Source organism: Azospirillum sp. VT-I1, assembly GCF_055698305.1.
The window spans coordinates 124975-148391 of sequence record NZ_CP168803.1; the positions used below are offsets into that span (position 1 = coordinate 124975).

Consider the following 23417-nt stretch of genomic DNA (forward strand, 5'->3'; position numbering starts at 1 on the left):
AGCAAGGATTTCCCATGTCGCTGCTCAAGACCATCGATCCGAACCCGACCTTCGCCCCGCGGGAATCCACCCCGATGCCGGAACGGCTGATCGCCGGGTCGCCCGCCTTCAAGACCTGGGCGCAGGACGCCGCCAAGGACGACAAGGTCCTGACCGGCGTCTGGGAGGCCACGCCCGGCGAGACCCGCTCGATCAAGGGCGAGACCTTCGAGTTCTGCCACATCCTGGCCGGCGTCATCGAGATCACGCCGGACGGCGGCGAGCCGGTGGTCTACCGGGCGGGCGACAGCTTCGTCATGAAGCCGGGCTTCACCGGCGTGTGGAAGACCATCGAGACGGTCCGCAAGATCTATCTCACCGTCAGCTGAGGACGCGTCATGAGCCTGTCCTTCGACCCGGACCGCCTGCCGCTGCCCATCGGCCACTTCATCGGCGACCGTCTGATCCCGGCGGCCGGCGCAATGGAAGGCGGGCTGCCCATGCACCGGCCGTCGGATGGCCGGGCCTTTGCCGACTGCCCGGTGGCCTCGCCGGATCTCGTCGATGAGGCGGTCGCCACCGCGCAGGCCGCCCTGAAGTCCAGCAACTGGGGCGGCGTGCGCCCGCGCGAGCGAACCGCCGTGCTGCAGCGCTGGGCCGCCCTGATCGAGGAGGAGGCGGAAACCCTGGCGAAGGTGGAGGCGCTGTCCTCCACCCGTCCGGTCGGCCAGCTGGTCGCCGGCGACGTCGCGGTGACCGCCGAGCAGATCCGTTTCTTCGCCGAATTCGCCGACAAGGAGGGCGGCGACCTCGCCCCCACCGACGACGGCAGCTTCGGCATGGTGATGACGGAGCCCTACGGCGTCGTCGGCGCCATCACGCCGTGGAACTTCCCGCTGTCGATGGCGGGCTGGAAGCTCGGCCCGGCGCTGGCCGCCGGCAACGCGGTGGTGCTGAAGCCGTCGGAAATGACGCCCTTCTCCACCGTCCTGCTGGCGCAGCTGGCGGTGAAGGCCGGCCTGCCCGCCGGCCTCATCAACATCGTCCAGGGCGACGGCCCGACCACCGGCGCCGCCATCACCCGCCATCCCGGCATCGCCAAGGTCAGCTTCACCGGCTCGACGGCGGCGGGATCGGCGATCATGGCCGACATCGCCCGCAGCGGCGTCAAACCGATGACGCTGGAGCTGGGCGGCAAGAGCCCGCAGATCGTCTTCGCCGATGCCGACCTGGACAAGGCGGCGGCGGCCATCGCCACCAGCGTGCTGTCGAATGCCGGCCAAGCCTGCGTCGCAGGATCGCGCCTGCTGGTCGAAGCCGGCGTGGCCGAACCGCTGGTCGAGCGCATCCTGGGCCACATGCGCGCCGTCCGGCCCGGCCCGACCTGGGACGAGAAGACCCGCTATTCCCCCATCATCTCCGAACGGCAGCGCGCCCGCATCCACTCCATCGTCACCGCCTCGCTGACCGGATCGGTGGAATGCCTGACCGGCGGGGCGCCGATGGAGGGCGACGGGTATTTCTACGCGCCGACGCTGCTGGCCGGGGTCGACCGGACCTCCCCCGCCGTCATGGAGGAGATCTTCGGCCCGGTGCTGACCGTGCAGAGCTTCGACGGCGAGGAGGAGGCGATGGCGCTGGCCGACCATCCGACCTACGGGCTCGCCGCCGGCCTCTACACCCGCGACCTGTCGCGCGCCATCCGCCTGACCCGGCGGCTGCAGGCCGGGACGGTGTGGGTCAACCGCTATGGCCGCTCGCGCGACCACATCCTGCCGACCGGCGGCTACAAGCGCTCCGGCATCGGCAAGGACCTGGGACGAGAGGCGTATCTCGCCAACCGCCGCAGCAAGAGCGTGCTGATCGGGCTGTAAACCAATCAAAGCAGGTGAGGGACGTTCGATGAAAACCCACAACATTGCGATCATCAAGGGCGACGGCATCGGACATCCCGTGGTCGACGCCGCCTGGGAGGTTCTCCAGGCCGTGGCGAAGCAGTCCGGCTTCGCGCTGTCCGGCACCGAGATGCCGTGGTCCTGCGCCCATTACAAGGAAACCGGCGTGATGATGCCGGCGGACGGAATCGAGACGCTGCGCAAGTACGACGCCATCCTGCTGGGTGCCGTCGGCTGGCCGGCGGAGGTGCCGGACGCGGTGTCGCTGCACGGGCTGCTGCTGCCCATCCGCAAGGCGTTCGACCAGTATGCCAACGTCCGTCCGCACCGGCTGCTGCCGGGGGTGGAAGGGCCGCTGCGGCGCGGCGGCTTCGACATCCTGTGCATCCGCGAGAACACAGAAGGCGAATATGCCGGTGCCGGCGGGCGCATCCATCAGGGGACGGCGCAGGAGGTGGCGGTTGAGACCGGCATCTTCACCCGCATGGGGGTGGAACGCATCCTGCGCTTCGCCTTCGCCCAGGCCCGCGCCCGGCGCGGCAAGCTGGCCTCCGTCACCAAGTCGAACGCACAGAAATATTCGATGGTGTTCTGGGACGAGATCACCCGCCAGCTGGCCGCCGAACACCCGGACGTCGAGGTGACGAGCTACCATGTCGACGCCATGGCGGCGCGCATGGTGACGGCGCCGGAAAGCCTGGACGTCGTCGTCGCCTCCAACCTGTTCGGCGACATCCTGACCGACCTGGGGGCCGCGATCCAGGGCGGGCTGGGCTTCGCCGCCTCGGCCAACCTGAACCCCGACCGCAAGGCGCCGTCGATGTTCGAGCCGGTGCACGGATCGGCCCCCGACATCGCCCATCTCGGCATCGCCAACCCGATCGCCGCCATCTGGTCCGGCGCCATGATGCTGGAACATCTGGGGGAAAAGGCCGCCGCCGACCGCGTGATGGCGGCGCTGGGCGACACCACCGGCCGCGGCATCGGCACCGTCCCCGGCAAGGACAGGACGGACGCGATCACCGCCGCCGTGCTGTCGGCCCTGTCGTAACGCCGGCCCCCTCGCAAACCATACGCAGCGGAAAAGACACGACCATGACCCATCACCTGACGGATTCCTCCCTGTTCCGCGAACAGGGGCTGATCGGCGGGCGCTGGTGCGACGGGGCCGCCGGCCGCACCATCGACGTCCGGAACCCGGCGACCGGCCGCAGCCTCGGCAGCGTTCCCGACATGGACGGCGCCGACGCCCGCGACGCCATCGCCGCCGCGGCCGAAGCCTATCCGGCCTGGAAGCGGCGCACCCATGCCGACCGCGCCGCCCTGCTGGAGCGCTGGCACGCGCTGATGATCGAGAATCTGGAGGATCTGGCCCGCATCCTGACGCTGGAGCAGGGCAAGCCGCTGGACGAGGCGCGCGGCGAGATCCGCTATGGCGCCTCCTTCGTCAAATGGTTCGCCGAGGAGGCGCGGCGGATCGGCGGGACCACCATCCCCTCCCCCACCCAGGACCGCCGCATCGTCGTGCTGAAGGAGCCGGTGGGCGTCTGCGGCATCATCACGCCGTGGAACTTCCCCAACGCCATGATCACCCGCAAGGTGGCGCCGGCGCTGGCCGCCGGCTGCACCGTGGTCATCAAGCCGTCGGACTTCACGCCCTATTCGGCGCTGGCGCTCGGCGTGCTGGCGGAGCGGGCCGGCATCCCGGCCGGCGTCATCAACATCCTGACCGGCCGGCCGGAGGCCATCGGCGAGGAGCTTCTGGCGAACGAGACCGTCCGCAAGATCTCCTTCACCGGCTCCACCCGCGTCGGCTCGCTGCTGATGCGCGGGGCCGCCGACGGCATCAAGCGGCTGAGCCTGGAGCTGGGCGGCAACGCGCCCTTCATCGTGTTCGACGACGCCGACCTGGACCAGGCGGTCGAGGGCGTCATCCTCTCCAAGTTCCGCAACGGCGGCCAGACCTGCGTCTGCGCCAACCGCATCCTGGTGCAGGCGGGCGTCTACGACGCCTTCCGCGACCGTCTGGTCGCCCGCGTCAACGCCATGCGGGTGGGATCGGGGCTGGAGCCGGGGGTCGCCATCGGCCCGATGATCAACGAAGCCGCCATCGCCAAGATCGAGCGCCATGTCGCCGACGCGCTCGCCAAGGGCGCGACCGTCGCGTCCTCCGCCATGGCGGCGCCGGGTCCGCAATATGTGGCTCCGGTGGTGCTGACCGACGCCACCACCGACATGCTGCTGGCCAGCGAGGAGACCTTCGGCCCGGTGGCGCCGCTGTTCCGCTTCGAGACGGAGGAGGAGGCCATCACGCTCGCCAATGCGACACCCTTCGGGCTGGCGGCCTATTTCTACACGCAGAACCTCGCGCGGTCCTGGCGGGTCGGCGAAGCGCTGGAAGCCGGCATGGTCGGGCTGAACACCGGCCTGATCTCCACCGAGGTCGCCCCCTTCGGCGGCGTCAAGCAGTCCGGCCTGGGCCGCGAAGGCGCCCAGGTGGGCATCGAGGAATATCTTGAGATGAAGACCTTCCACATCGGCGGGTTGGGGTGAGGCACAGGGATAACGAAATGCCCGACGGAAGCGCGTCAACGATTCCGCCGGTGTGTTCAGAGCAGTCGTATGTGAGATTCATCCGCGGACAGTGCCCCTCTCCCCTTGCGGGAGAGGGGTTGGGGTGAGGGGTCGCAAATCTTGGGCTTCCAACGGCCTGCGGCCGCCGCACCCTCATCCCAACCAGCGGGTCGGCAAAACGCCGTTGGCGTTTGGCCGATCCCGCCCCGGAAGGGGAGAAGGGCATCCGAGACGGAACGTCGTCGCTCAAACCTCGACGTCACTGAATCCGGTCGAGCGCCTTGTAGTACAGCCCGACCAGCGGCAGGAACCAGGGCTTGCCGAAATGGCCGGGCACGGCGGGCCAGGACAGCCCCTTCAACGGGTTCCGGTCCTCCCGCCCCAGGATCGTGTCGGCCATGGTCATGCCCAGATGGGTCGACAGCTGCGCCCCGTGGCCGGAATAGCCCATGGCGTACCACAGGCCGTCCTGGTAGCCGGCGCGCGGATAACGGTCGCTGGTCATGTCCACCAGACCGCCCCAGCAGTAATCGATGTCGATGCTGGCGATCTGTGGGAAGATCCGCGCAAGGCTCGCCCGCAGGATCGCCCCGCTCTTGGCGTCGGACCGCTGGTCGGAGGTGGCGGAGAAGCGCGCCCGGCCGCCGAAGATCAGCCGCCTGTCGGGCGACAGGCGGAAGTAGTTGCCGATGTTCATCGACGTGACGTAGGTGCGGTTGCCGGGCACCACCGACGCGATCTCGCCGTCGCTCAGCGGGCGGGTGGCGATGATGAAGCTGCCGACCGAGATGATGCGGCGGCGGAAATGGCCGAAGTTCGGCGTGGTGTAGGCGCCGGTGGCGACCAGCACCTCCTTGGCGGTGACCGTGCCGCGCGGCGTGGCCAGGCTATGCCGGTCGCCGGAGCGGGCCATGGCGGTGACCGGCGCGTTTTCGGCCAGCACCGCGCCATGCCGCTTGGCCGCCTCCGCCAGACCGGTGGCGAAGCGGCCCATATGCATCATGGCGCTCTTGCGCGACAGCATCGCGCCGTGGAACGGCGAGCCGACCTCCCCCTTCAGCTCCTCGGCGGTCAGCAGCACCGTGTCGGGATCGACCTCGCGGTGCACGACCTCGAAGTTGCGGGCGATGGCGTCGAAATGCGCGGGCTTGGAGGCCATTTTCAGCTTGCCGGCGCGGCGGAAGTCGCAGTCGATCCCCTCTTCGGCGATCAGCGCCTCCAGCGTGTCGATGGACTGGTCGAAGGCGCGGTAGAGCGCGATGGCGCGCTCCGTGCCCAAGGCGGCCTTGGCGGCGATGAAGCTGTGGGCCAGACCGTTGTTCAGGTGCCCGCCGTTGCGCCCCGACGCACCGCCGCCGATGCGGCCGGCCTCCAGCACGATCACCCGCGCCCCGGCCTTGGCCAGCTGGCGGGCGGCACCCAGGCCGGTGAACCCCCCTCCGACGATGGCGACGTCGTAACCGCCCTCGACAGGCCCCTCGGCCCCGCCCGCGAAGGCGGGGGCCGTGTCGTGCCAGTAGGAGACGAATTTCATGACCTGGGTCCTTCTCGTTGCAGCCTGAACCGTGAAATCCGTCCCTTACAGCCCGACCACGCCGGGCAGGCCGGAGATGTCGCGGATCTCGGTATAGCCGTAATAGGGGTTGGCCGGCTCGTGGCCGCGGTTGACCCACACCTTGTTGCGGATCCCCAGGTCGTGCGCCGACATCAGGTCGTAGCGGAAGGAGGAGGAGCAGTGCAGGATGTCCTCCGGCCCGCAGCCGAGCATGTCGAACATGTATTCGAACGCCTGGAAGCGCGGCTTGTAGGCCCGGGCCTGCTCGGCGGTGTAGACGGCGTGGAAGGGCGCGCCCAGCTTCGCCACGTTCGACGGGATCTGGTCGTTCATGGCGTTGGACAGGATGACCAGCGGGATTTCCTTGGCCACCTTCGCCAGCCCGGCCGGCACGTCCGCGTGCGGACCCCAGGTGGGAACCCGCTCATAGACCATGCGCGCATCCTCGTCGCGGAAGACGACGTTGTTGCGCTTGCAGCTGCGCTCCAGCGCGTTGTGCACGACCTCGGCATAGGGCTTCCAGTCGCCCATGATCTCGTCCAGGCGGTAGGCGGCGAAGTTCTTGATGAACTCCGTCATCCGGGCCTCGTCGAGGATCGAGCCGTACAGATCGCGCGCGGCCTCCGCCATCTGAAAGTTGATCAGCGTGCCGTGGCAATCGAAGGTGACGTATTTCGGCCGAAACTGGCTCATGGCTGCTTCCTTGGGATGGGGGCAGGGGAATGGATGGCATGGGGTCCGGCATGGGACCCGGGATCGGGCCCGATCAGCCTGCCCTACGATCCTAGCGTCGCCGCGATGCCGGCCCTGACCGAATTGCCCGGCGCGAAAGCACAAAGTTCCGTTTCCGTCTCGGCACTCAGCATTTGGTTGGGAGGGGACCGGCACCGGGGCGGGGCGGACGGGCCTCGAACGGGGTGTGCAGGCCCGATCCGCGGGTTCGGCGGCCAGCGCCACGGCATAAGATGCGGCGGGCTGGCGAAGCAAAGGTGAAAGATGTCGCGGCGGGTATCGCCTTCAGACAATCGTCCGGGGGCGGTGCGCCCACTCTTGGGGCAGAGGGTGAAAGGACTGCCCATGAGCAAGAATACGGTTTCCAAAAGAACGGTTCACTGTCAGGCTTTCGAACCGAAGCATCTGGAGGATGCGCTGGCATTGTCGCGGCAGGCGCAATGGCCGCACCGTCTGGAAGACTGGTCCCTGACCCTCTCGCTGAGCCGGGGGCTGGTCGCGGTGGACGCGGAGACGGCGCAGGTGGTCGGCACGGTGCTGACGACCACCTATGGCGAGGATGCCGCCGCCATCAACATGGTCATCGTCGACGAAGGCTGGCGCGGGCAGGGCCTCGGCCGCCGCCTGATGGACGAGGCGATGGCGCTGGCGGGAGACCGCCCCCTGCGTCTGACCGCAACCAGCGACGGGCTGCCGCTCTACGAAAAGCTGGGCTTCCGCGAGGTCGGCAGCGTGCTTCAGCACCAGGGTGAATCCAGCCCGATGTCGTTCGTCGCGGCGGAAGAGGTCGTCACCGCCGGCCCCGATGACCGTGGCGCCATCGCCGCCCTGGACCGGCAGGCCTTCGGCGCCGACCGCAGCCTGCTGCTGAAGCGTTTCGCGGAGGTCGGATCCTTCACGCTGCTGCGCCGGAACGGCGCGCCCGCCGGGTTCGCGGCGCTGCGCGACTTCGGCCGCGGGCAGGTCATCGGCCCGGTGGTCGCCCCCGATGCCGAGGGCGCCAAGGCCCTGATCGGCCCGATCATCGCCGCCAATTCAGGGAAGTTCCTGCGGGTGGACACCACCGCCGACACCGGTATCGCTCCATGGCTGGCCGATTGCGGCCTGCGCCATGTCGGCGGCGGCGTCGCCATGCGCCGACCCGCCCCGCCCCGCGCGCCTGCATCGCCGGCGCCTGCTTCCCAGGCTTCCGTCTCGACCTACGCGCTCGCCAGCCAGGCACTCGGCTGATCCGGAGAGGACCATGCTCAGCAATTCCCTGATCGAACTCGACCGTGCCCATCTGGTGCATCCCGTCGCGTCATACCGCGGCCACGAGAAGGCCGGCGTCCGCGTCATCGCCTCCGGCGCCGGGGCGACGATCACCGACGGCGCCGGCCGCCGTCTGGTCGACGGCTTCGCCGGCCTGTGGTGCGTCAATGCCGGCTACGGGCAGCAGAGCCTCGTCGAGGCCGCCACCCGCCAGATGCAGGAGCTGCCCTACGCCACCGGCTATTTCGGGCTCGGCAGCGAACCGGCGATCCGGCTGGCCGCGGCCCTGGCGGAGCGCGCCCCCGGCGACCTCAACCATGTCTTCTTCACGCTCGGCGGGTCGGACGCGGTGGACAGCACCGTCCGCTTCATCCGCTATTACTGGCAGGCCAAGGGCCAGCCGCAGCGCGACCAGTTCATCTCGGTGGAGCAGGGCTATCACGGCTCCTCCACCGTCGGCGCCGGGCTGACCGCCCTGCCCGCCTTCCATGCCGGCTTCGGCGTGCCCTTCGACTGGCAGCACAAGATTCCGTCGCACTATGCCTACCGCAACCCGGTGGGCGACGATGCCGACGCGATCATCGCCGCCTCGCTGGCCGCCCTCGATGCCAAGATCGCCGAGATCGGCGGGCCGGAACGGGTCGCCGCCTTCTATGCCGAGCCGATCCAGGGATCGGGCGGCGTGCTGGTGCCGCCCGACGGCTGGATGAAGGCGATGTGCGACCGCTGCCGCAGCCTGGGCATCCTGTTCGTCGCCGACGAGGTCATCACCGGCTTCGGCCGCACCGGCCCGCTGTTCGCCTGCACCGACGACGGCGTGGTCCCCGACCTGATGACGACGGCCAAGGGCCTGACCTCCGGCTATGTGCCGATGGGCGCGGTCTTCCTGTCCGACGCCGTCTATGGCACCATCGCCGATGCCGCCGGCACCGCCGCGGTCGGCCATGGCTACACCTACTCCGCCCACCCCGTCAGTGCCGCGGTGGGGCTGGAGGCGCTGCGGCTGTACGAGGATGGGTTGCTCGCCAACGGCGTGAAGGCGGGCGCGCGGCTGATGGCCGGGCTGCATGCGCTGCGCGACCATCCGCTGGTCGGCGACGTGCGCGGGCGCGGCATGCTTGCCGCCATCGAGCTGGTGGTGGACAAGGAGCGCAAGACCCCCCTGCCCGCCGCCGCCGAGCCGTCCCGCCGGATTTTCGACCGGGCCTGGAGCAACGGGCTGGTGATCCGCGCCTTCGCCAACGGCGTGCTGGGCTATGCCCCGCCGCTCTGCTGCACCGACGACGACATCGACGCGATCCTGGAGCGCACGGCCCAGACGCTCGACCAGACATTGGAAGACCCGGACGTCCGCCGGGCGATGCGATAGACGGAAAAAGAGGAGTCCGCGGAAGAATCTGCGAATACCCCCGTATCCAGCATTTTCTGCCGTCCAATACCGATGATTCAGAGACCGGCATAATCCCCATCGACCACACTGGATGGGACGGAAGACCGGATCTTTGGGCCATTTCCAGGAGGACCGCCTCCAAAAGACCATCCCGGCTGGCGATGCCGCCGGACCCGAAACGCCCCGCCGAACCGAAGCGGTTCCCATGCGGTCCCTGATGAGGAGTTGGTGCGTTGCCCAAGAGCCTGCTGAGCTTCAAATATCTGACCTTCGACGTCGTCGGCACCCTGATCGACTTCGAAGCCGGCATGACCGGATGCCTGGCGGCCATCGCCGCGGAGGCCGGAACCACCGTGGACGGCGAGGCGGCACTGGCCCTGTACCGCGAAGCGCGCGGCGACGGCGACGCCGGCCTGTTCCCCGACGATATGGTCCGCGTCTATTCGATCATCGCGCCGAAGCTGGGGCTGCCCGCCGGCACGCAGTATGGCGAGCGCCTGCGGGATTCGGCGGCCTCCTGGACCGGCTTCCCCGACAGCAGGGACGCCTTGGCCCGCCTGTCCAGGCGCTACAAGCTGATTGCGATGACCAACGCGCGGCGCTGGGCCTTCACCCATTTCTCCCGCGAGCTGGGCGATCCCTTCTTCGCCGGCTTCACCACCGACGACACCGGCACCGAAAAGCCCGATCCCGCCTTCTTCCGGCAGGTGTTCGAGTTCGTCGAGCGTGACGGCGGCAGCAAGGACGACATCCTGCACGTCGCCCAGAGCCAGTATCACGACATCGGGGTTTCCCGGCAGCTCGGCATGACCAACTGCTGGATCCAGCGCCGCCACGCGCAGAAGGGCTATGGCGGTTCCATCGAGCCCGCCCAATTCACCAAGCCGGACTTCCACTTCCGCTCCATGGCGGAACTGGCCGATGCGGTGGACGCCGCAGCACTGGCGTCCTCGACGACCTCAGCGTAACCGGGCCAAACCGGAGCGCGTCAAAACAAAAAACGAACAACACACGAACAGAGCGAGGCTAGCATGACAAAGATGCCTGATAGCTGGAACCGGACCGACGACGGCATGGTCGAAAGCGCCATCCGGCGCGGGGCCAACCGCCGCGACCTGATGAAGATGCTCCTGGCGGGCGGGGTGACCCTCGGCGCCGCCGAATTCCTCCTGGGCCGCGCCCACGCCGCGGTCGCGGGCGAACCGGTGAAGGGCGGAGCGCTCAGGGCCGCCGGCTGGTCGTCGTCCACCGCCGACACGCTCGATCCGGCGAAGGCGTCGCTGTCCACTGACTATGTCCGCTGCTGCTCCTTCTACAACCGCCTGACCTTCCTGGACAAGGCCGGCATCCCGCAGATGGAGCTGGCCAAGTCCATCGAAACCGACGACGCCAAGACCTGGACGGTCAAGCTCCGCACCGGCGTGACCTTCCACGACGGCAAGTCGCTGACCGCCGACGACGTGGTGTTCTCGCTGAAGCGCCACCTCGATCCGGCCGTCGGCTCCAAGGTCGCGAAGATCGCCGCCCAGATGACCGACATCAAGGCGGTGGACAAGAGCACCGTCGCCATCACGCTGGCCGGCGCGAACGCCGACCTGCCGACCATCCTGTCCATGCATCACTTCATGATCGTGGCCGACGGCACCACCGACTTCTCCAAGGGCAACGGCACCGGCCCCTTCATCTGCAAGAGCTTCGAGCCGGGTGTGCGGTCCGTCGGCGTGCGCAACCCGAACTACTGGAAGGGCGGTCCGCATGTGGACTCCTTCGAGTTCTTCGCGATCAGCGACGACAATGCCCGCGTCAACGCACTGCTGTCCGGCGACATCCATCTGGCCGCGGCGATCAATCCGCGCTCCACGCGGCTGGTGGACGGGCAGAAGGGCTTCGCCCTGTCCAAGACGACGTCCGGCAACTACACCAACCTGAACATCCGCCTGGACATGGAGCCGGGCACCCGCAAGGACTTCGTGGACGGGATGAAGTATCTCGTCAACCGCGAGCAGATCGTCAAATCCGCCCTGCGCGGCTTCGGCGAGGTCGGCAACGACCAGCCGGTGTCGCCGTCCAGCCCCTTCCACAACGCCGCACTGAAGCCCAAGCCCTACGATCCGGAAAGGGCGAAGTCCCTGTTCAAGAAGGCGGGCCTGCTGGGGCAGTCCGTCCCGGTCATCACCTCGGATGCCGCTTCCTCCGCCATCGACATGGCCATGGTGGTCCAGGCCGCCGGTGCGGAGATCGGCATGAAGCTCGACGTCCAGCGCGTGCCGTCCGACGGCTATTGGAGCAATTACTGGCTGAAGGCGCCGATCCATTTCGGCAACATCAACCCGCGTCCGACGCCGGACATCCTGTTCTCGCTGCTCTACGCCTCCGAAGCGCCGTGGAACGAGAGCAAGTACAAGTCCGAGAAGTTCGACAAGATGATGCTGGAGGCGCGCGCCACGCTCGCCTGGCCCAAGCGCAAGGAAATCTACGACCAGATGCAGGTGATGATCGCCGAGGAAGCCGGCACCATCATCCCCGCCTACATCTCCAACGTGGACGCGATCACCGACAGGCTGAAGGGCCTCCAGCCGAACCCGCTCGGCGGCATGATGGGCTACTCCTTCGCCGAATATGTCTGGCTGACCGCCTGATGCAGTGGATCGGCGGGGTGGTCCGGACCCAGGCCCGGCCGCCCCCTCCCTCGCCGCCCATCCGGGCAACCCCTCCGGGGGCGCCTCACCTCGCGGAGGCCAAGCATGAAATCACGCATTCCCTCCCTCATCCTTGGTCGGCTGCTCATCGCACTGGTCACGCTGACGATCGTGTCCTTCGCCGTGTTCTTCGCCACCACCCTGCTGCCCGGCGACACGGCGATGATCCTGCTCGGGCAGTCGGCGACGCCGGAAGCGGTCGCCGGCCTGCGCGCCGCCATGCATCTCGACGAACCGGCCCTGCTGCGCTTCCTCTATTGGATCGCCGGGCTGTTCCAGGGCGATCTCGGCACCTCCTATGCCAACCAGATGCCGGTGACCACGCTGATCGCCGACCGGCTGGCCAACACGCTCAAGCTGGCGGGGCTGACCACGGTCGTGACGGTCCCCCTGGCGCTGACGCTCGGCATCACCGCGGCCATGTGGCGGGGGACGCTCTATGACCGCATCGTCACCATCGCCACCATCGGCGTGATCTCCGTCCCGGAATTCGTGCTGGCGACCTTGGCCGTCCTGGTCTTCGCCGTGTATCTGAAATGGCTGCCGGCCCTGTCCTTCACCTATCAGGTCGACAGCTTCTCCGGGCTGCTGCGGGTCTATGCCATGCCGGTCATCACCCTGACCTTCGTGGTCTCGGCGCAGATGATCCGCATGAGCCGGGCCGCGGTGATCGAGACGCTGAACACGCCCTATGTCGAGATGGCGCTGCTGAAAGGGGCGTCGCGGCCCCGGATGGTGCTGCGCCACGCCCTGCCCAACGCGCTCGGTCCGATCGCCAACGCGGTGGCGCTGTCGCTGTCCTATCTGGTGGGCGGCGTCATCATCGTCGAGACGATCTTCAATTATCCGGGCATCGCCAAGCTGATGGTGGACGGGGTGTCCACCCGCGACCTGCCGCTGATCCAGTCCTGCGCGATGATCTTCTGCTTCGGGTATCTGCTTCTCATCACCACCGCCGACATCGTCGCCATCCTGTCGAACCCGAGGCTCCGATGAAGACACACTCCCCACCGGCATCCTCGCGGCACGGACGGGCTACCGGGTCAATCTGGTCGGCCTGGTCAGCTTCTTCGTGGTCCTGTTCTGGGCGCTGGTCGCCCTGTTCGCCCCCTACATCGCCCCCCATTCGGTGGGTGAGATGGTCGACCTCGATTATTTCGGCCCGATGCGGCCCGGCCTGTGGCTCGGGTCGGATTATCTCGGGCGCGACATGCTCTCCCGCGTTATCTTCGGCGCGCGCTACACCGTCGGCATCTCGCTGGCCGCGGTGTCCATCGCCTGCTTCACCGGCGTGGTGCTGGGGATGACCTCGGCGGTGCTGCGCGGACCGGTGGACATGGTGGTCAGCCGCCTGCTCGACGCGCTCAACTCCATTCCCAGCAAGCTGTTCGGCCTGATGGTGGTGGCCGCGGTCGGATCGTCGATCCCGGTGCTGATCCTGACCCTGTCGATCATCTATATCCCCGGCGCCTACCGGTTCAGCCGGGCGCTGGCGGTCAACATCGACACGATGGATTTCGTCATGGTCGCCCGCATCCGCGGGGAAAAGCTGCCCTACCTGATCGTATCGGAGATCCTGCCCAACATCATCGGCCCGGTGCTGGCCGACCTGGGTCTGCGCTTCGTCTTCATCGTCCTTCTGCTGTCGGGCCTGTCCTTCCTGGGGCTGGGCGTCCAGCCGCCCTATGCCGACTGGGGAGCGCTGGTGCGCGAGAACATCGGCGGCCTGCCCTTCGCCGCACCGGCGGTGATCGTGCCGTCGCTGGCCATTGCCACCCTGACCATCGGCGTCAACCTGCTGATCGACAATCTTCCGCAGAAGATCCGGGACCGGAGTGCCTCCTGATGACGAACCTAGTCGAAATCCGCTCCCTGACGGTCGAGGCCACCACCGATTCCGGCCGCTGGATCCAGATCCTGAAGGGCATCGACCTCGACATCGCCGCCGGCGAGACCGTCGCCTTCATCGGCGAAAGCGGCTCCGGCAAGACCACCGCCGCCATGACCCTGCTGGGCTACGCCCGTCCGGGCTGCCGGATTTCGGGCGGCTCGGTGCGGATCGACGGCCATGACATGGTGACCCTGTCGGAGAAGCAGCGGGCGGCCCTGCGCGGAACGGTCGTGGCCTATGTGCCGCAAAGTGCCGCGGCCGCCTTCAACCCGGCGGCGACCATCATGGACCAGGTCATCGAGGTGACGCGGATCCACCGCCTGATGCCGCCGGACGAGGCCCGCCGCCGGGCGGTGGACCTGTTCCGCGCCCTGTCCCTGCCCGACCCCGACGGCATCGGCGACCGGTATCCGCACCAGGTGTCGGGCGGGCAGCTCCAGCGGCTGGCGGCGGCGATGGCGCTGATCGGCGATCCCAAGGTGGTGATCTTCGACGAGCCGACCACCGCGCTCGACGTCACCACCCAGGTGGAGGTGCTGCGCGCCTTCAAGGCGGTGACCGCCAAGCGGCGGATCGCCTGTGTCTACGTGTCCCACGACCTTGCCGTGGTCGCCCAGATCGCCGACCGCATCATGGTGCTGCGCAACGGCGCGGTGCAGGAAACCGGCAGCGTCCACGACATCCTGACGCGCCCGTCCCACCCCTACACGAAGGAGCTGCTGCACGCCTTCCACCCCGACAGCGGCGGGCGGACGGCGCCGGCCGTCACTGACGCCGTCCCTCTGCTGGAGATCAACGCGCTGAGCGCCGGCTACGGGCCGCCGCAATCGAACGGCCAGCCGCTGGTGCTCGCCGTCAAGGGGGTGAGCCTGCAGGTGAAGCGCGGCACCAACCTCGGCATCATCGGGGAGTCCGGCTGCGGGAAATCGACCCTGGCACGCGCCATCGCCGGCATCCTGCCGGCCTGCAAGGGCGACATCCAGTTCGACGGACGGGAGCTGTGGCACAGCGCCCGACAGCGCAGCCGCGAGCAGCTGCGCGACCTGCAGATCGTCTTCCAGCATGCCGACACGGCGCTGAACCCGGCCAAGTCGATCGAGGACATCCTGGGCCGCCCGCTGACCTTCTATCACGGCCTGCGCGGCAAGGCCCGCGACGCGCGCGTCGATGCGCTGCTGGACATGGTCCATCTGCCCCGCGCCCTGCGCCACCGCCGCCCGGCCGAACTGTCGGGCGGCCAGAAGCAGCGGGTCAATTTCGCCCGCGCGCTGGCCGCCGAACCCAAGCTGATCCTGTGCGACGAGATCACCTCAGCGCTCGACACCGTCGTCGCGGCGGCGATCATCGAGCTGCTGAAGGAGCTGCAGCGCGAGCTTGGCCTGTCCTACATCTTCATCAGCCATGACCTGTCGGTGATCGAGGCGATCTGCGACGAGATCATGGTGATGTATCGCGGACAGACGGTGGAGACGATCATTCCGTCCGCCCGTCAGCAGCCGCAGCACCCCTATTCGAAGCTTCTGTTCTCTTCGGTTCCGAAGCTCGACCCGACCTGGCTCGACACGCTGAACATCGACGCCGAGCGGATGCGCGTGGCGTGAGACACGGCCTCCCCGCCCGGCCCGCCGCCGCGGGGAGGGGTCCGAGCGCGGCCGTTCACATCGGGCCGCTCACATCGGAAACAGCGTGGTCAGCGGCATGTGGGCGCGCACGATCGGCGATTTCAGGACGACGTAGCTGAAATACTTGTCGATGCCGATGTCCATGTCGGTCAGCTTCTCCATGATCTCCTGATACTCGCCGATGCCGGACGTGACGAACTTCAGCATGTAGTCGTAGCCGCCGGAAACCAGATGGCATTCCAGCAGCTGCTCGATCTTTTTGACGGCGGCGAGGAAACGGGCGAAATCGACCTGCCGGTGGTTCTTCAGCGTCACCTCGGTGAAGACGGTCAGGGTCTGGCCGAGCTTGCTGACGTTGATCTGCGCCGTGTAGCCTTCGATGTAGCCTTCCGCCTGGAGCTTCTTGACCCGCATCAGGCAGGGGCTGGGCGACAGGTTCACCAGCTCCGCCAGCTCCACGTTGGTGATCCTGCCGTTCTTCTGGAGCTGATGCAGAATCTTGATGTCGATGCGGTCCAGCTTCATGGGGAACCTATCCGGTTCGAGGGCGGGGAACGGAACATGACGGCAGAAAATTCTGTCACTCCGGCCTTGGCAGCTTAACACGCTCCGCCTGCCTGTCGATGATCGAGTGGCTTTGTTCCGGCAGAACAATTCGCCGGGCTTTCACGCATCGACAGAAGATAATGCCGTTGAATCCCGCAAAGCAGCGCCCGCGCATCCGCGCACCATGGCTAGATGGCGCGACGCCGAAACCGGAGACCCGCCCCATGCCCGCCCCGTTGCAAACCATCCCGTCCTCGCCACAGCTTCCCGACCGGGCGGACGTCGTCGTGATCGGCGGCGGCATCGTCGGCGTCTGGGCGGCCTATTTTCTGGCGAAGCGCGGCGTGTCGGTGGCCCTGGTGGAAAAGGGTCAGGTCGGGGCGGAGCAGTCCAGCCGCAACTGGGGCTGGTGCCGCCAACAGAACCGCGACGCGCGCGAACTGCCGATGGCGACCAAAAGCCTGGATCTGTGGGAGCGCTTCGCCGCCGAAAGCGGGGAGGACACCGGCTTCAGCCGCTGCGGCCTGCTCTACCTCAGCAACGACGACCAGGAGCTGGCGGGCTGGGCCCGCTGGCGCGACTTCGCCCGGACGGTCGGCGTCACCACCCACATGCTGAGCAGCGCCGAAGCCGCGGAGCGCGGCCGCGCCACCGGCCGGCCCTGGAAGGGCGGCGTCTTCTCGCCGTCGGACGGCATCGCCGATCCGGCCCGCGCCGCCCCGGCCGTGGCGCGGGCGATCATGAAGCTGGGCGGAACGGTGCATCAGGGCTGCGCCGCGCGCGGGCTGGAAACCGCCGGCGGACGGGTCTGCGGCGTCGTCACCGAAAAGGGCACGATCCGCACGAAACTGGTGGTCATGGCGGGCGGGGCCTGGGCCTCCTCCTTCTGCCATCAGGTCGGCGTGCGGCTCCCGCTCGCCTCGATCCGGTCGTCGATCCTGTCGGTCGGCCCCAGCCCCGCCGGTCTGCCCGACGCCCTGCACACCGCCGCCGTGTCGATCACCCGGCGCGGCGACGGCGGGCACACGCTGGCCATCAGCGGACGTGGGCGCGTCGATCCGACGCTTCAGCAGATCCGCTTCGCGCCGCAATTCATGCCGATGTTCAAACGGCGCTGGCGCAGCCTGCTGCCCGGCGGGCTGGAGGGCGTGCGCGGCGGTCACGAGACGCTGCGGCGCTGGCGCCTCGACCGTCCGACGCCGATGGAGCGGGTGCGGGTGCTGGACCCCACGCCGGACCGCGGCACCATCCGCCTCACCCACGAACGGGCCATGGCGCTGCTGCCCGGCCTGAAGGGCGCGCCGATCACCGCTGCCTGGGGCGGCTACATCGACAGCACGCCCGACGGCGTTCCGGCCATCGGCGAGGTCGGCGGCATGCCCGGCCTGATCCTGGCCGCCGGCTTCAGCGGCCACGGCTTCGGCATCGGCCCCGGCGCCGGACATCTGATCGCCGACCTCGTCACCGATCAGGCGCCCATCGTCGATCCCAAGCCCTACCACCCCGACCGCTTCGCCGGCTTCTCCGCCGGAAAGGTCGCCGATTTCTGACGGAACGGCGGGACCGTCAAAGGCCCCCGGCTCAAGCGCGCGTGCGGCTCGGCGCAGGCAGTCGCGCATCAGGGCGTGGCTGCCGGACAGCGGGCGCTCCCTGCTGGTCAGGATGGCGATGGGCACGCGGATGCCGGGGCGGAACGGCCGCTGGACGATGCCGGAAAACTGGCTCCACGGCAAAAGTCCGTCGACCACCGCGACGCCGATCCCCTCGCGCACGAAGGGGAGCGCGGTGATCGACAGGTCGATCTCCACCGCCGGGGCGTAGCTGCCCCCCTCCGCCTCGACCGCCGCGGCGAGCAGCCGGCCGGGCAGCGTGTCCACGCGGTACGAGATCAGCGTCTCCTCCGCCAGTTCGGCAAAGCCGATTTCGGCATGCGCGGCCAGCCGATGCCCCTCGGGCATGAGGCAGACCAGCCCGGCATGCCCCACCGTTTCGACGTCGAGGTCATGATGGGGCATGTCGTTCATCGCCACCCCCAGCAGGACGTCGCCGCTGCGCAGCATGTCCAGGATGTTCGCGATGGGGGCGACCAGGGACCGCACGATGATGTCCGGGTGTGCTTGGCGGAACGCCGTCAGCGCCTTGGGAAGAATGGACATGGACGGCGGGGCGGAGGCGGCGAGACGGACCAGGCCGGTGCGGCCATGGCGCATGTCGACCGTGCGCCGGCGCAGCGCCCCCAGCTCCGCGAAGATCCGCTCGGCCTCCGGATAAAGCTCGTTGGCCTCCTGCGTCGGCACCAGACGGCCGCGCACCCTGTCGAACAGCTTGAAGCCGAGCTGGTCTTCGGCGTGCAGCAGGATCTGGCTCAAGGCCGGCTGCGAGATGTTCAGCATCGCCGCCGCCCCGGTCACCGTTCCACACCGCATCAGCATGCAGAAGACTTCCAACTGGCGGGCTTGCATTCACGATCCTGGAGGCTGGCGGACGGAAGGGGCGGCGGACGAAAGGGGCGGACTCCGGCGCTCCACTATAGCGATCGACGGGCCCGGGGGTCGAGCGGCAACGGCAAGGCGGCGATAACCGGTCATGAGGCTTCGTCGGCCTCTTCGATGACAACCGTCAACCGAAGACTGCGGAGGGCGCGGTTTCGATATCGGATCGGCGCCAATACCGAAGCAGCGGCCAAGGGTTGTGCTTCTCTCCACCGGTCGAACCGAATGACTCTTGACTTGCAAACGACAATCGTTATCATTTGCGAAACGCCCGCGCTTCGCTGCGAACACAAACCTCCATGATCGATGTGGAAAACAGCATCCGTCCGGAGCACCGAGAGGGTAGTTTCATGCTTTGAGGCAAAATACTTGGCCGCGCCAACTCATTCGCTAGGCACTTTTATTGCTCGCGATTGAAGTTTCGACTGTGGGGCTGTCGCCTTGAACGCTGTTTACTGCGTCGTTCGGCATGAGCGGCTTCACCGGAACATGCGCCACACCATTGCCTCCCCGCCCCACGCGAAGCGCGCGATCCACAATGGTCCCCGATCTGCAATGGCATGACTGCGCCGCCCTTCCCCATCGCAGCCAGCGGACCGCCAACGGCGCACCGTAACGACAAACCGGCCTGGAACGTTCCCATGACCTTCGTGAAATCACTCCTGACCGCCGCCGGCCTGTTCGCGGCGGCCGGCCTTGCCGCCACCCCCTCCTTCGCCGGCAAGACGAGCTATCCGCTGACCATCGAGAATTGCGGTGCCCAGGTCACGATCCAGAAGGCTCCGCAACGGGCGATCGGTCTCGGCCAGAACAGCGCCGAAATCCTTCTGCTCCTCGGGCTGCAGGACCGGATGGTCGGCACCGCCTTCTGGCCCAGCAAGGTCATGCCGCAGCTGGCCGAGGCGAACGCCAAGGTCAAGCTGCTGACCGTCGAGTTCCCGACCTTCGAATCGATCCTGGTCGAAAACCCGGATTTCGTCGCGGCGGCGCTGCCCGTCCTGCTCGGTCCGAACAGCAAGGTCGCCAAGCGGGGCGATTTCGACAAGGTCGGCGTCCCGACCTATCTGTCGCCCAGCACCTGCCTCGACACCAGGAACTCCAAGGATGCGTATGGCACCCGTGCGCAGCTGTGGAGCATGGATCAGCTCTATCAGGAGATCGACGAGCTGTCCCGGATCTTCGACGTCGCGGATCGCGGCCAGGCGCTGATCGCCGATTTCAAGGCGCGCGAGGCGGCCATCCGCGCCAGCGTGCCGAAGGACGGCCGGAAGCTCTCCTACGTCTTCTGGTTCTCCAGCCCCTCGCCGTCCGCCGACGCCTATCTCGGCGGCAAGAACGGCGCGTCGGGCTTCATCGCCGACCTGCTTGGCGGCACGAACGCCATCGCCTCTGAATCCGAATGGCCGACGCTGGGCTGGGAGGGCATCATCGCCGCCAATCCTGACGTCATCGTCGTGGCCAGCCTCGACCGCAACCGGTGGGAACTGGACCGTACCGACGCCAAGATCAAGTTCCTGACCACCGATCCGGCCGTCAGCCAGATGCCCGCGGTCAAGAACAAGGCCATCGTCGTCATGGACGGTCAGGCGATGAACCCGACCATCCGCACCCTCTATGGTGCCGAACAGGTGGCCGGGCAACTGAAAGACCTCGGGTTGCTGAAGTGACGGGCATGGGGCAGTCGCTAGGGCGGTTGACCATGCTGGGGGGCGTGCTTGCGGCCTCCCTGGCGGCCATCGCCCTCGTCATCGCGGTCAGCGTGGGGATCGGCGACCTGCCGATCCCGCTCTCCACGACCTTCCACGCCGTGACCAACCGGCTGGGCTGGACCTCGGTCGAGCTGAGCCGCATCCATGAGACGGTGATCTGGGACTACCGGCTCAGCCGGGCGCTGGTCGCGGCCTTCTGCGGTGCCGGCCTTGCGCTGTCGGGGGCGATCATGCAGTCGCTGCTGCGCAACCCGCTCGCCGAGCCCTATGTGCTGGGCATTTCGGCCGGCGCGTCCACCGGCGCCGTCGCCATCGTCATCCTCGGCGTCGGGGCCGGGGCCGTCTCGCTGTCGATGGGGGCCTTCGCCGGCGCCTTCGCCGCCTTCCTGTTCGTGGCCCTGCTGTCGAACGGCACGCGCGGCGGCGCCGACCGCACGATCCTGGCCGGCGTCGCCGCCTCCCAGCTGTTCAACGCCGCCACCTCCTACATCGTGACGACGTCGGGCAATGCGCAGCAGGCGCGCGACGTGATGTTCTGGCTGCTCGGCAGCTTCAGCGGCGCGCGCTGGCCGGAATTCATGTTGGTCTCCATCGTGGTGAGCGGCGGCCTCGTCGCCTGCCTGCTGGCCGCGCGCGTGCTCGACGCCTTCGCCTTCGGCGACGAATCCGCCGCGGCGCTGGGCGTCGATGTCGGCCGGACGCGGCTGCTGCTCTTCGCGCTGACCGCGCTGATGACCGCGACCATCGTCAGCATGGTCGGCTCGATCGGCTTCGTCGGCCTCGTGGTGCCGCATGCCGCCCGCTTCCTGGTCGGCCCGATGCACATCCGGCTGCTGCCGGCCTGCGCCATCGCCGGCGCGATCTTCATGGTGGCGGCGGACATCGCGTCGCGCGTGCTGATCCCGCAGCAGGTCCTGCCGGTCGGCGTCGTCACGGCGCTGGTGGGCGTGCCCTTCTTCTCGGTCATCCTCTACCGGTTCCAGCGTGCGTCATGAGCTTCAAGACCGAACGTCTCACATGGGGAATTGGCGGCAAGACCGTGCTCGACGCGGTTTCGCTGGAAGCCCGGCCGGGCGAGATGCTCGGCCTGCTCGGACCGAACGGGTCCGGCAAGACCTCGCTCCTGCGCCTGCTCGCCGGGCTGAAGCAGCCGCAGTCCGGCCGGGTCCTGCTCGACCGGACCGACCTGCGGACCATCCCGCGCCGGGCCGTCGCGCAGCGCGTCGCCTTCGTTGAGCAGCATGCGACGACGAACGCCAACCTGAAGGTGATCGACGTCGTGAAGCTCGGGCGCTTCCCCCACCGCTCGCTGTTCTCCGGCTGGTCGCGGGCGGACGAGGAGGCGGTGGACGGCGCGCTCGAGAAGGCCGGGATGACGGCGAAGCGCAACGACTTCTGGCACAGCCTGTCGGGCGGCGAGAAGCAGCGCGCCCACATCGCCAGGGCGCTGGCGCAGACGCCGAAGGAACTGATCCTGGATGAGCCGACCAACCACCTCGACATCCAGCACCAGATCGCGCTGCTGAAGCTCGTCTCCGAGCTTGCGGTCACCAGCATCACCGCCCTTCACGATCTCAACCACGCGGCCATGTTCTGCGACCGGCTGGTGGTTTTGAAACAGGGCCGGATCGTCGCCACCGGGTCGCCGGCCGAGGTGCTGACCGAGGATTTGCTGAGGAGCGTCTTCTCGGTCGAAGCCCGCGTGGAGGTCTCCCCCACGCGCGGCCCCACATCCATTACCTCCGCTGATCCTCATCGAGACTGCCGACAGGCAGCCCGGCGCGCAAAGGTCGCGTCCGGAATGAGGTTGCCGCTGATTTTTTCCAAACCCTCGTCATGGAGTCAAAAGCTGTGAATCGTTATCTGCTGGCGGGCTGCGCCGCGGTCACTCTCGCAACCGGTGCCGGCGCCGCCAATGCCCAGGCCAAGTTCGACGTGAAGGTCAGCGGCGATGCCTATTTCGAAGCCGGCTACGTGAGCCAGGACCTGGATGCGAACACCCGGTCGACCGAGTTCCGCAACCGCCTGCGCGTGAACATCATCCCGACCGCCAAGGCCGACAACGGCCTTGAATATGGCGCCCGCATCCGCATGCGCGCCAATGCCGGCGCCGGCAATGCCCGCAACACGGACGCCGACCGCGCCTTCGTCTTCGTGCAGGGCTCCTTCGGCACGGTTCGCGCCGGCGTCGCCAACTCCTTCAGCGACGAGACCTACATCTCCGCGCCGTCCGACTATGTGTCGGCCTTCGTCGAGCAGCCCGTCTTCTGGGTCGGCCCGAACAACACCATCAACGGCACGACGACCGGCTCGCTGGCGTTCGGCGCCGCCCAGACCACTCGCAACACCATCGTCTATCCGGCCCTGGCCGTCGACGCCAATTCGACGAAGATCGTCTATTACTCACCGCGCTTCGCCGGCCTGCAGCTGGGCGGCAGCTATACCCCGCGCAACGACAGCAGCAACACCGACGTCAACCGGTCGCAGTTCACGGCGGACAGCTCGGCCAACATCATGGGAACCGGCATCTTCGAGAACATCTGGGAAGTCGGAGCCAACTACAACAACAGCTTCGGCGGTGTCTCGATCAAGGCCAGCGCCGGCTACATGGGCGGCAGCGCGGTCGCCGGCGCGCCGGGGATCGCCTACAACGACCTGACCGGCTGGCAGGCCGGCCTCATCATCGGCTATGCCGGCTTCTCCGTCGGCGGCAGCTACACCGACTTCAACCGGTCGGGTGAACGCCAGTCCTTCTCCGCCGCCGCCGGACGGCCGGCCACCGAAGCGCAGCGCAACTGGACGGCCGGCGCCCAGTACACCTCCGGCCCGCTGGTCGTCGGCGCCGCCTACAAGTTCGGCGCGGATGCCGGACGCACCGACACGCCGGGCAGCCGCCATGTCAACGTCTACGAGGTCGGCGTCGGCTACACCGTCGCGCCGGGCCTGACCCTGCAGGCCCAGTACGACTATGTCGACACCAAGGGCGAGGTCAGCACCCTGAACGACAAGGCGAACGTCGTCCTGGCGCGCTCCGTCCTGGCATTCTGAGGCGCGGTCCGTCCAAGCGGACGGAAATCGGAAA

The 23417-nt window shown here is 68.0% G+C and carries 18 protein-coding genes and 2 pseudogenes; 16 read left to right on the forward strand and 4 right to left on the reverse strand.

Translation table 11 applies throughout. The features are described 5' to 3' along the window. The first annotated feature begins 14 nt into the window (after positions 1-14). The 4 genes from AB8P05_RS19375 to AB8P05_RS19390 are packed head-to-tail and all read left to right on the forward strand — an operon-like array spanning position 15 to position 4427. Complete coding sequence (locus AB8P05_RS19375) at positions 15-368, forward strand: cupin domain-containing protein (protein ID WP_014188568.1); 354 nt, start codon at positions 15-17, stop codon at positions 366-368. 9 nt (positions 369-377) lie between these two features. Beyond that, complete coding sequence (locus tag AB8P05_RS19380; RefSeq protein WP_472760490.1) at positions 378-1853, forward strand: aldehyde dehydrogenase family protein; 1476 nt, start codon at positions 378-380, stop codon at positions 1851-1853. Positions 1854-1881: 28 nt separating this feature from the next. Beyond that, positions 1882-2925: a tartrate dehydrogenase gene (locus tag AB8P05_RS19385; protein WP_472760491.1), complete on the forward strand. Its 1044-nt coding sequence runs from the start codon at positions 1882-1884 to the stop codon at positions 2923-2925. A 44-nt stretch (positions 2926-2969) separates the two neighbouring features. After that, complete coding sequence (locus AB8P05_RS19390) at positions 2970-4427, forward strand: NAD-dependent succinate-semialdehyde dehydrogenase (RefSeq protein ID WP_472760492.1); 1458 nt, start codon at positions 2970-2972, stop codon at positions 4425-4427. A gap of 280 nt (positions 4428-4707) precedes the next feature. On the opposite strand, the gene AB8P05_RS19395 is transcribed toward AB8P05_RS19390, so the two are convergent. Then, entirely contained in the window at positions 4708-5982 is a 1275-nt protein-coding gene (locus AB8P05_RS19395; protein WP_472760493.1) for an NAD(P)/FAD-dependent oxidoreductase, read from the reverse strand. Between the two features lie 45 nt (positions 5983-6027). Then, complete coding sequence (locus AB8P05_RS19400) at positions 6028-6696, reverse strand: haloacid dehalogenase type II (RefSeq protein ID WP_472760494.1); 669 nt, start codon at positions 6694-6696, stop codon at positions 6028-6030. Between the two features lie 384 nt (positions 6697-7080). Between AB8P05_RS19400 and AB8P05_RS19405 the strand changes: the two genes are divergently transcribed. The 7 genes from AB8P05_RS19405 to AB8P05_RS19435 all read left to right on the forward strand — a co-directional run bounded on the left by AB8P05_RS19405 (position 7081) and on the right by AB8P05_RS19435 (position 15567). After that, on the forward strand, positions 7081-7965 hold the full coding sequence (locus AB8P05_RS19405) for a GNAT family N-acetyltransferase (RefSeq protein ID WP_472760495.1): 885 nt from the start codon (positions 7081-7083) through the stop codon (positions 7963-7965). Positions 7966-7978: 13 nt separating this feature from the next. Then, positions 7979-9355 (forward strand): aminotransferase class III-fold pyridoxal phosphate-dependent enzyme, encoded by a 1377-nt coding sequence (locus AB8P05_RS19410; RefSeq protein WP_472760496.1) that lies wholly within the window; start codon positions 7979-7981, stop codon positions 9353-9355. A 254-nt stretch (positions 9356-9609) separates the two neighbouring features. Next, positions 9610-10344: an HAD-IA family hydrolase gene (locus AB8P05_RS19415; protein WP_472760497.1), complete on the forward strand. Its 735-nt coding sequence runs from the start codon at positions 9610-9612 to the stop codon at positions 10342-10344. Between the two features lie 63 nt (positions 10345-10407). Further along, positions 10408-12015 (forward strand): ABC transporter substrate-binding protein, encoded by a 1608-nt coding sequence (locus AB8P05_RS19420; RefSeq protein ID WP_472760498.1) that lies wholly within the window; start codon positions 10408-10410, stop codon positions 12013-12015. A 105-nt stretch (positions 12016-12120) separates the two neighbouring features. Next, positions 12121-13071 (forward strand): ABC transporter permease, encoded by a 951-nt coding sequence (locus tag AB8P05_RS19425; protein WP_455174049.1) that lies wholly within the window; start codon positions 12121-12123, stop codon positions 13069-13071. Positions 13072-13090: 19 nt separating this feature from the next. Further along, a complete protein-coding gene (locus tag AB8P05_RS19430) occupies positions 13091-13921 on the forward strand; it encodes an ABC transporter permease (RefSeq protein ID WP_472760700.1) in 831 nt (276 codons plus the stop codon). Beyond that, on the forward strand, positions 13921-15567 hold the full coding sequence (locus tag AB8P05_RS19435) for an ABC transporter ATP-binding protein (protein WP_472760499.1): 1647 nt from the start codon (positions 13921-13923) through the stop codon (positions 15565-15567). Before AB8P05_RS19430 ends, AB8P05_RS19435 begins: the two co-directional genes overlap by 1 nt. A gap of 69 nt (positions 15568-15636) precedes the next feature. On the opposite strand, the gene AB8P05_RS19440 is transcribed toward AB8P05_RS19435, so the two are convergent. Continuing rightward, complete coding sequence (locus tag AB8P05_RS19440) at positions 15637-16113, reverse strand: Lrp/AsnC family transcriptional regulator (protein ID WP_012977455.1); 477 nt, start codon at positions 16111-16113, stop codon at positions 15637-15639. A 245-nt stretch (positions 16114-16358) separates the two neighbouring features. On the opposite strand from AB8P05_RS19440, the gene AB8P05_RS19445 reads away from it, so the two are divergent. Further along, a complete protein-coding gene (locus AB8P05_RS19445; protein ID WP_472760500.1) occupies positions 16359-17684 on the forward strand; it encodes an NAD(P)/FAD-dependent oxidoreductase in 1326 nt (441 codons plus the stop codon). A 24-nt stretch (positions 17685-17708) separates the two neighbouring features. Here AB8P05_RS19445 and AB8P05_RS19450 read toward each other — a convergent pair. Beyond that, positions 17709-18596: pseudogene (locus tag AB8P05_RS19450) on the reverse strand (LysR family transcriptional regulator); the annotation flags it as partial. Positions 18597-19267: 671 nt separating this feature from the next. Here AB8P05_RS19450 and AB8P05_RS19455 point away from each other — a divergent pair. From AB8P05_RS19455 to AB8P05_RS19470, 4 genes and pseudogenes are all read left to right on the forward strand, one after another. Then, positions 19268-20293: an ABC transporter substrate-binding protein gene (locus AB8P05_RS19455; RefSeq protein WP_472760501.1), complete on the forward strand. Its 1026-nt coding sequence runs from the start codon at positions 19268-19270 to the stop codon at positions 20291-20293. Between the two features lie 5 nt (positions 20294-20298). After that, positions 20299-21330 (forward strand): FecCD family ABC transporter permease, encoded by a 1032-nt coding sequence (locus tag AB8P05_RS19460; protein WP_472760502.1) that lies wholly within the window; start codon positions 20299-20301, stop codon positions 21328-21330. Next, positions 21327-22084: pseudogene (locus AB8P05_RS19465) on the forward strand (ABC transporter ATP-binding protein). Before AB8P05_RS19460 ends, AB8P05_RS19465 begins: the two are co-directional and overlap by 4 nt. 102 nt (positions 22085-22186) lie before the next feature. Continuing rightward, a complete protein-coding gene (locus AB8P05_RS19470; protein WP_472760503.1) occupies positions 22187-23383 on the forward strand; it encodes a porin in 1197 nt (398 codons plus the stop codon). The last annotated feature ends 34 nt before the right edge of the window (positions 23384-23417 follow it).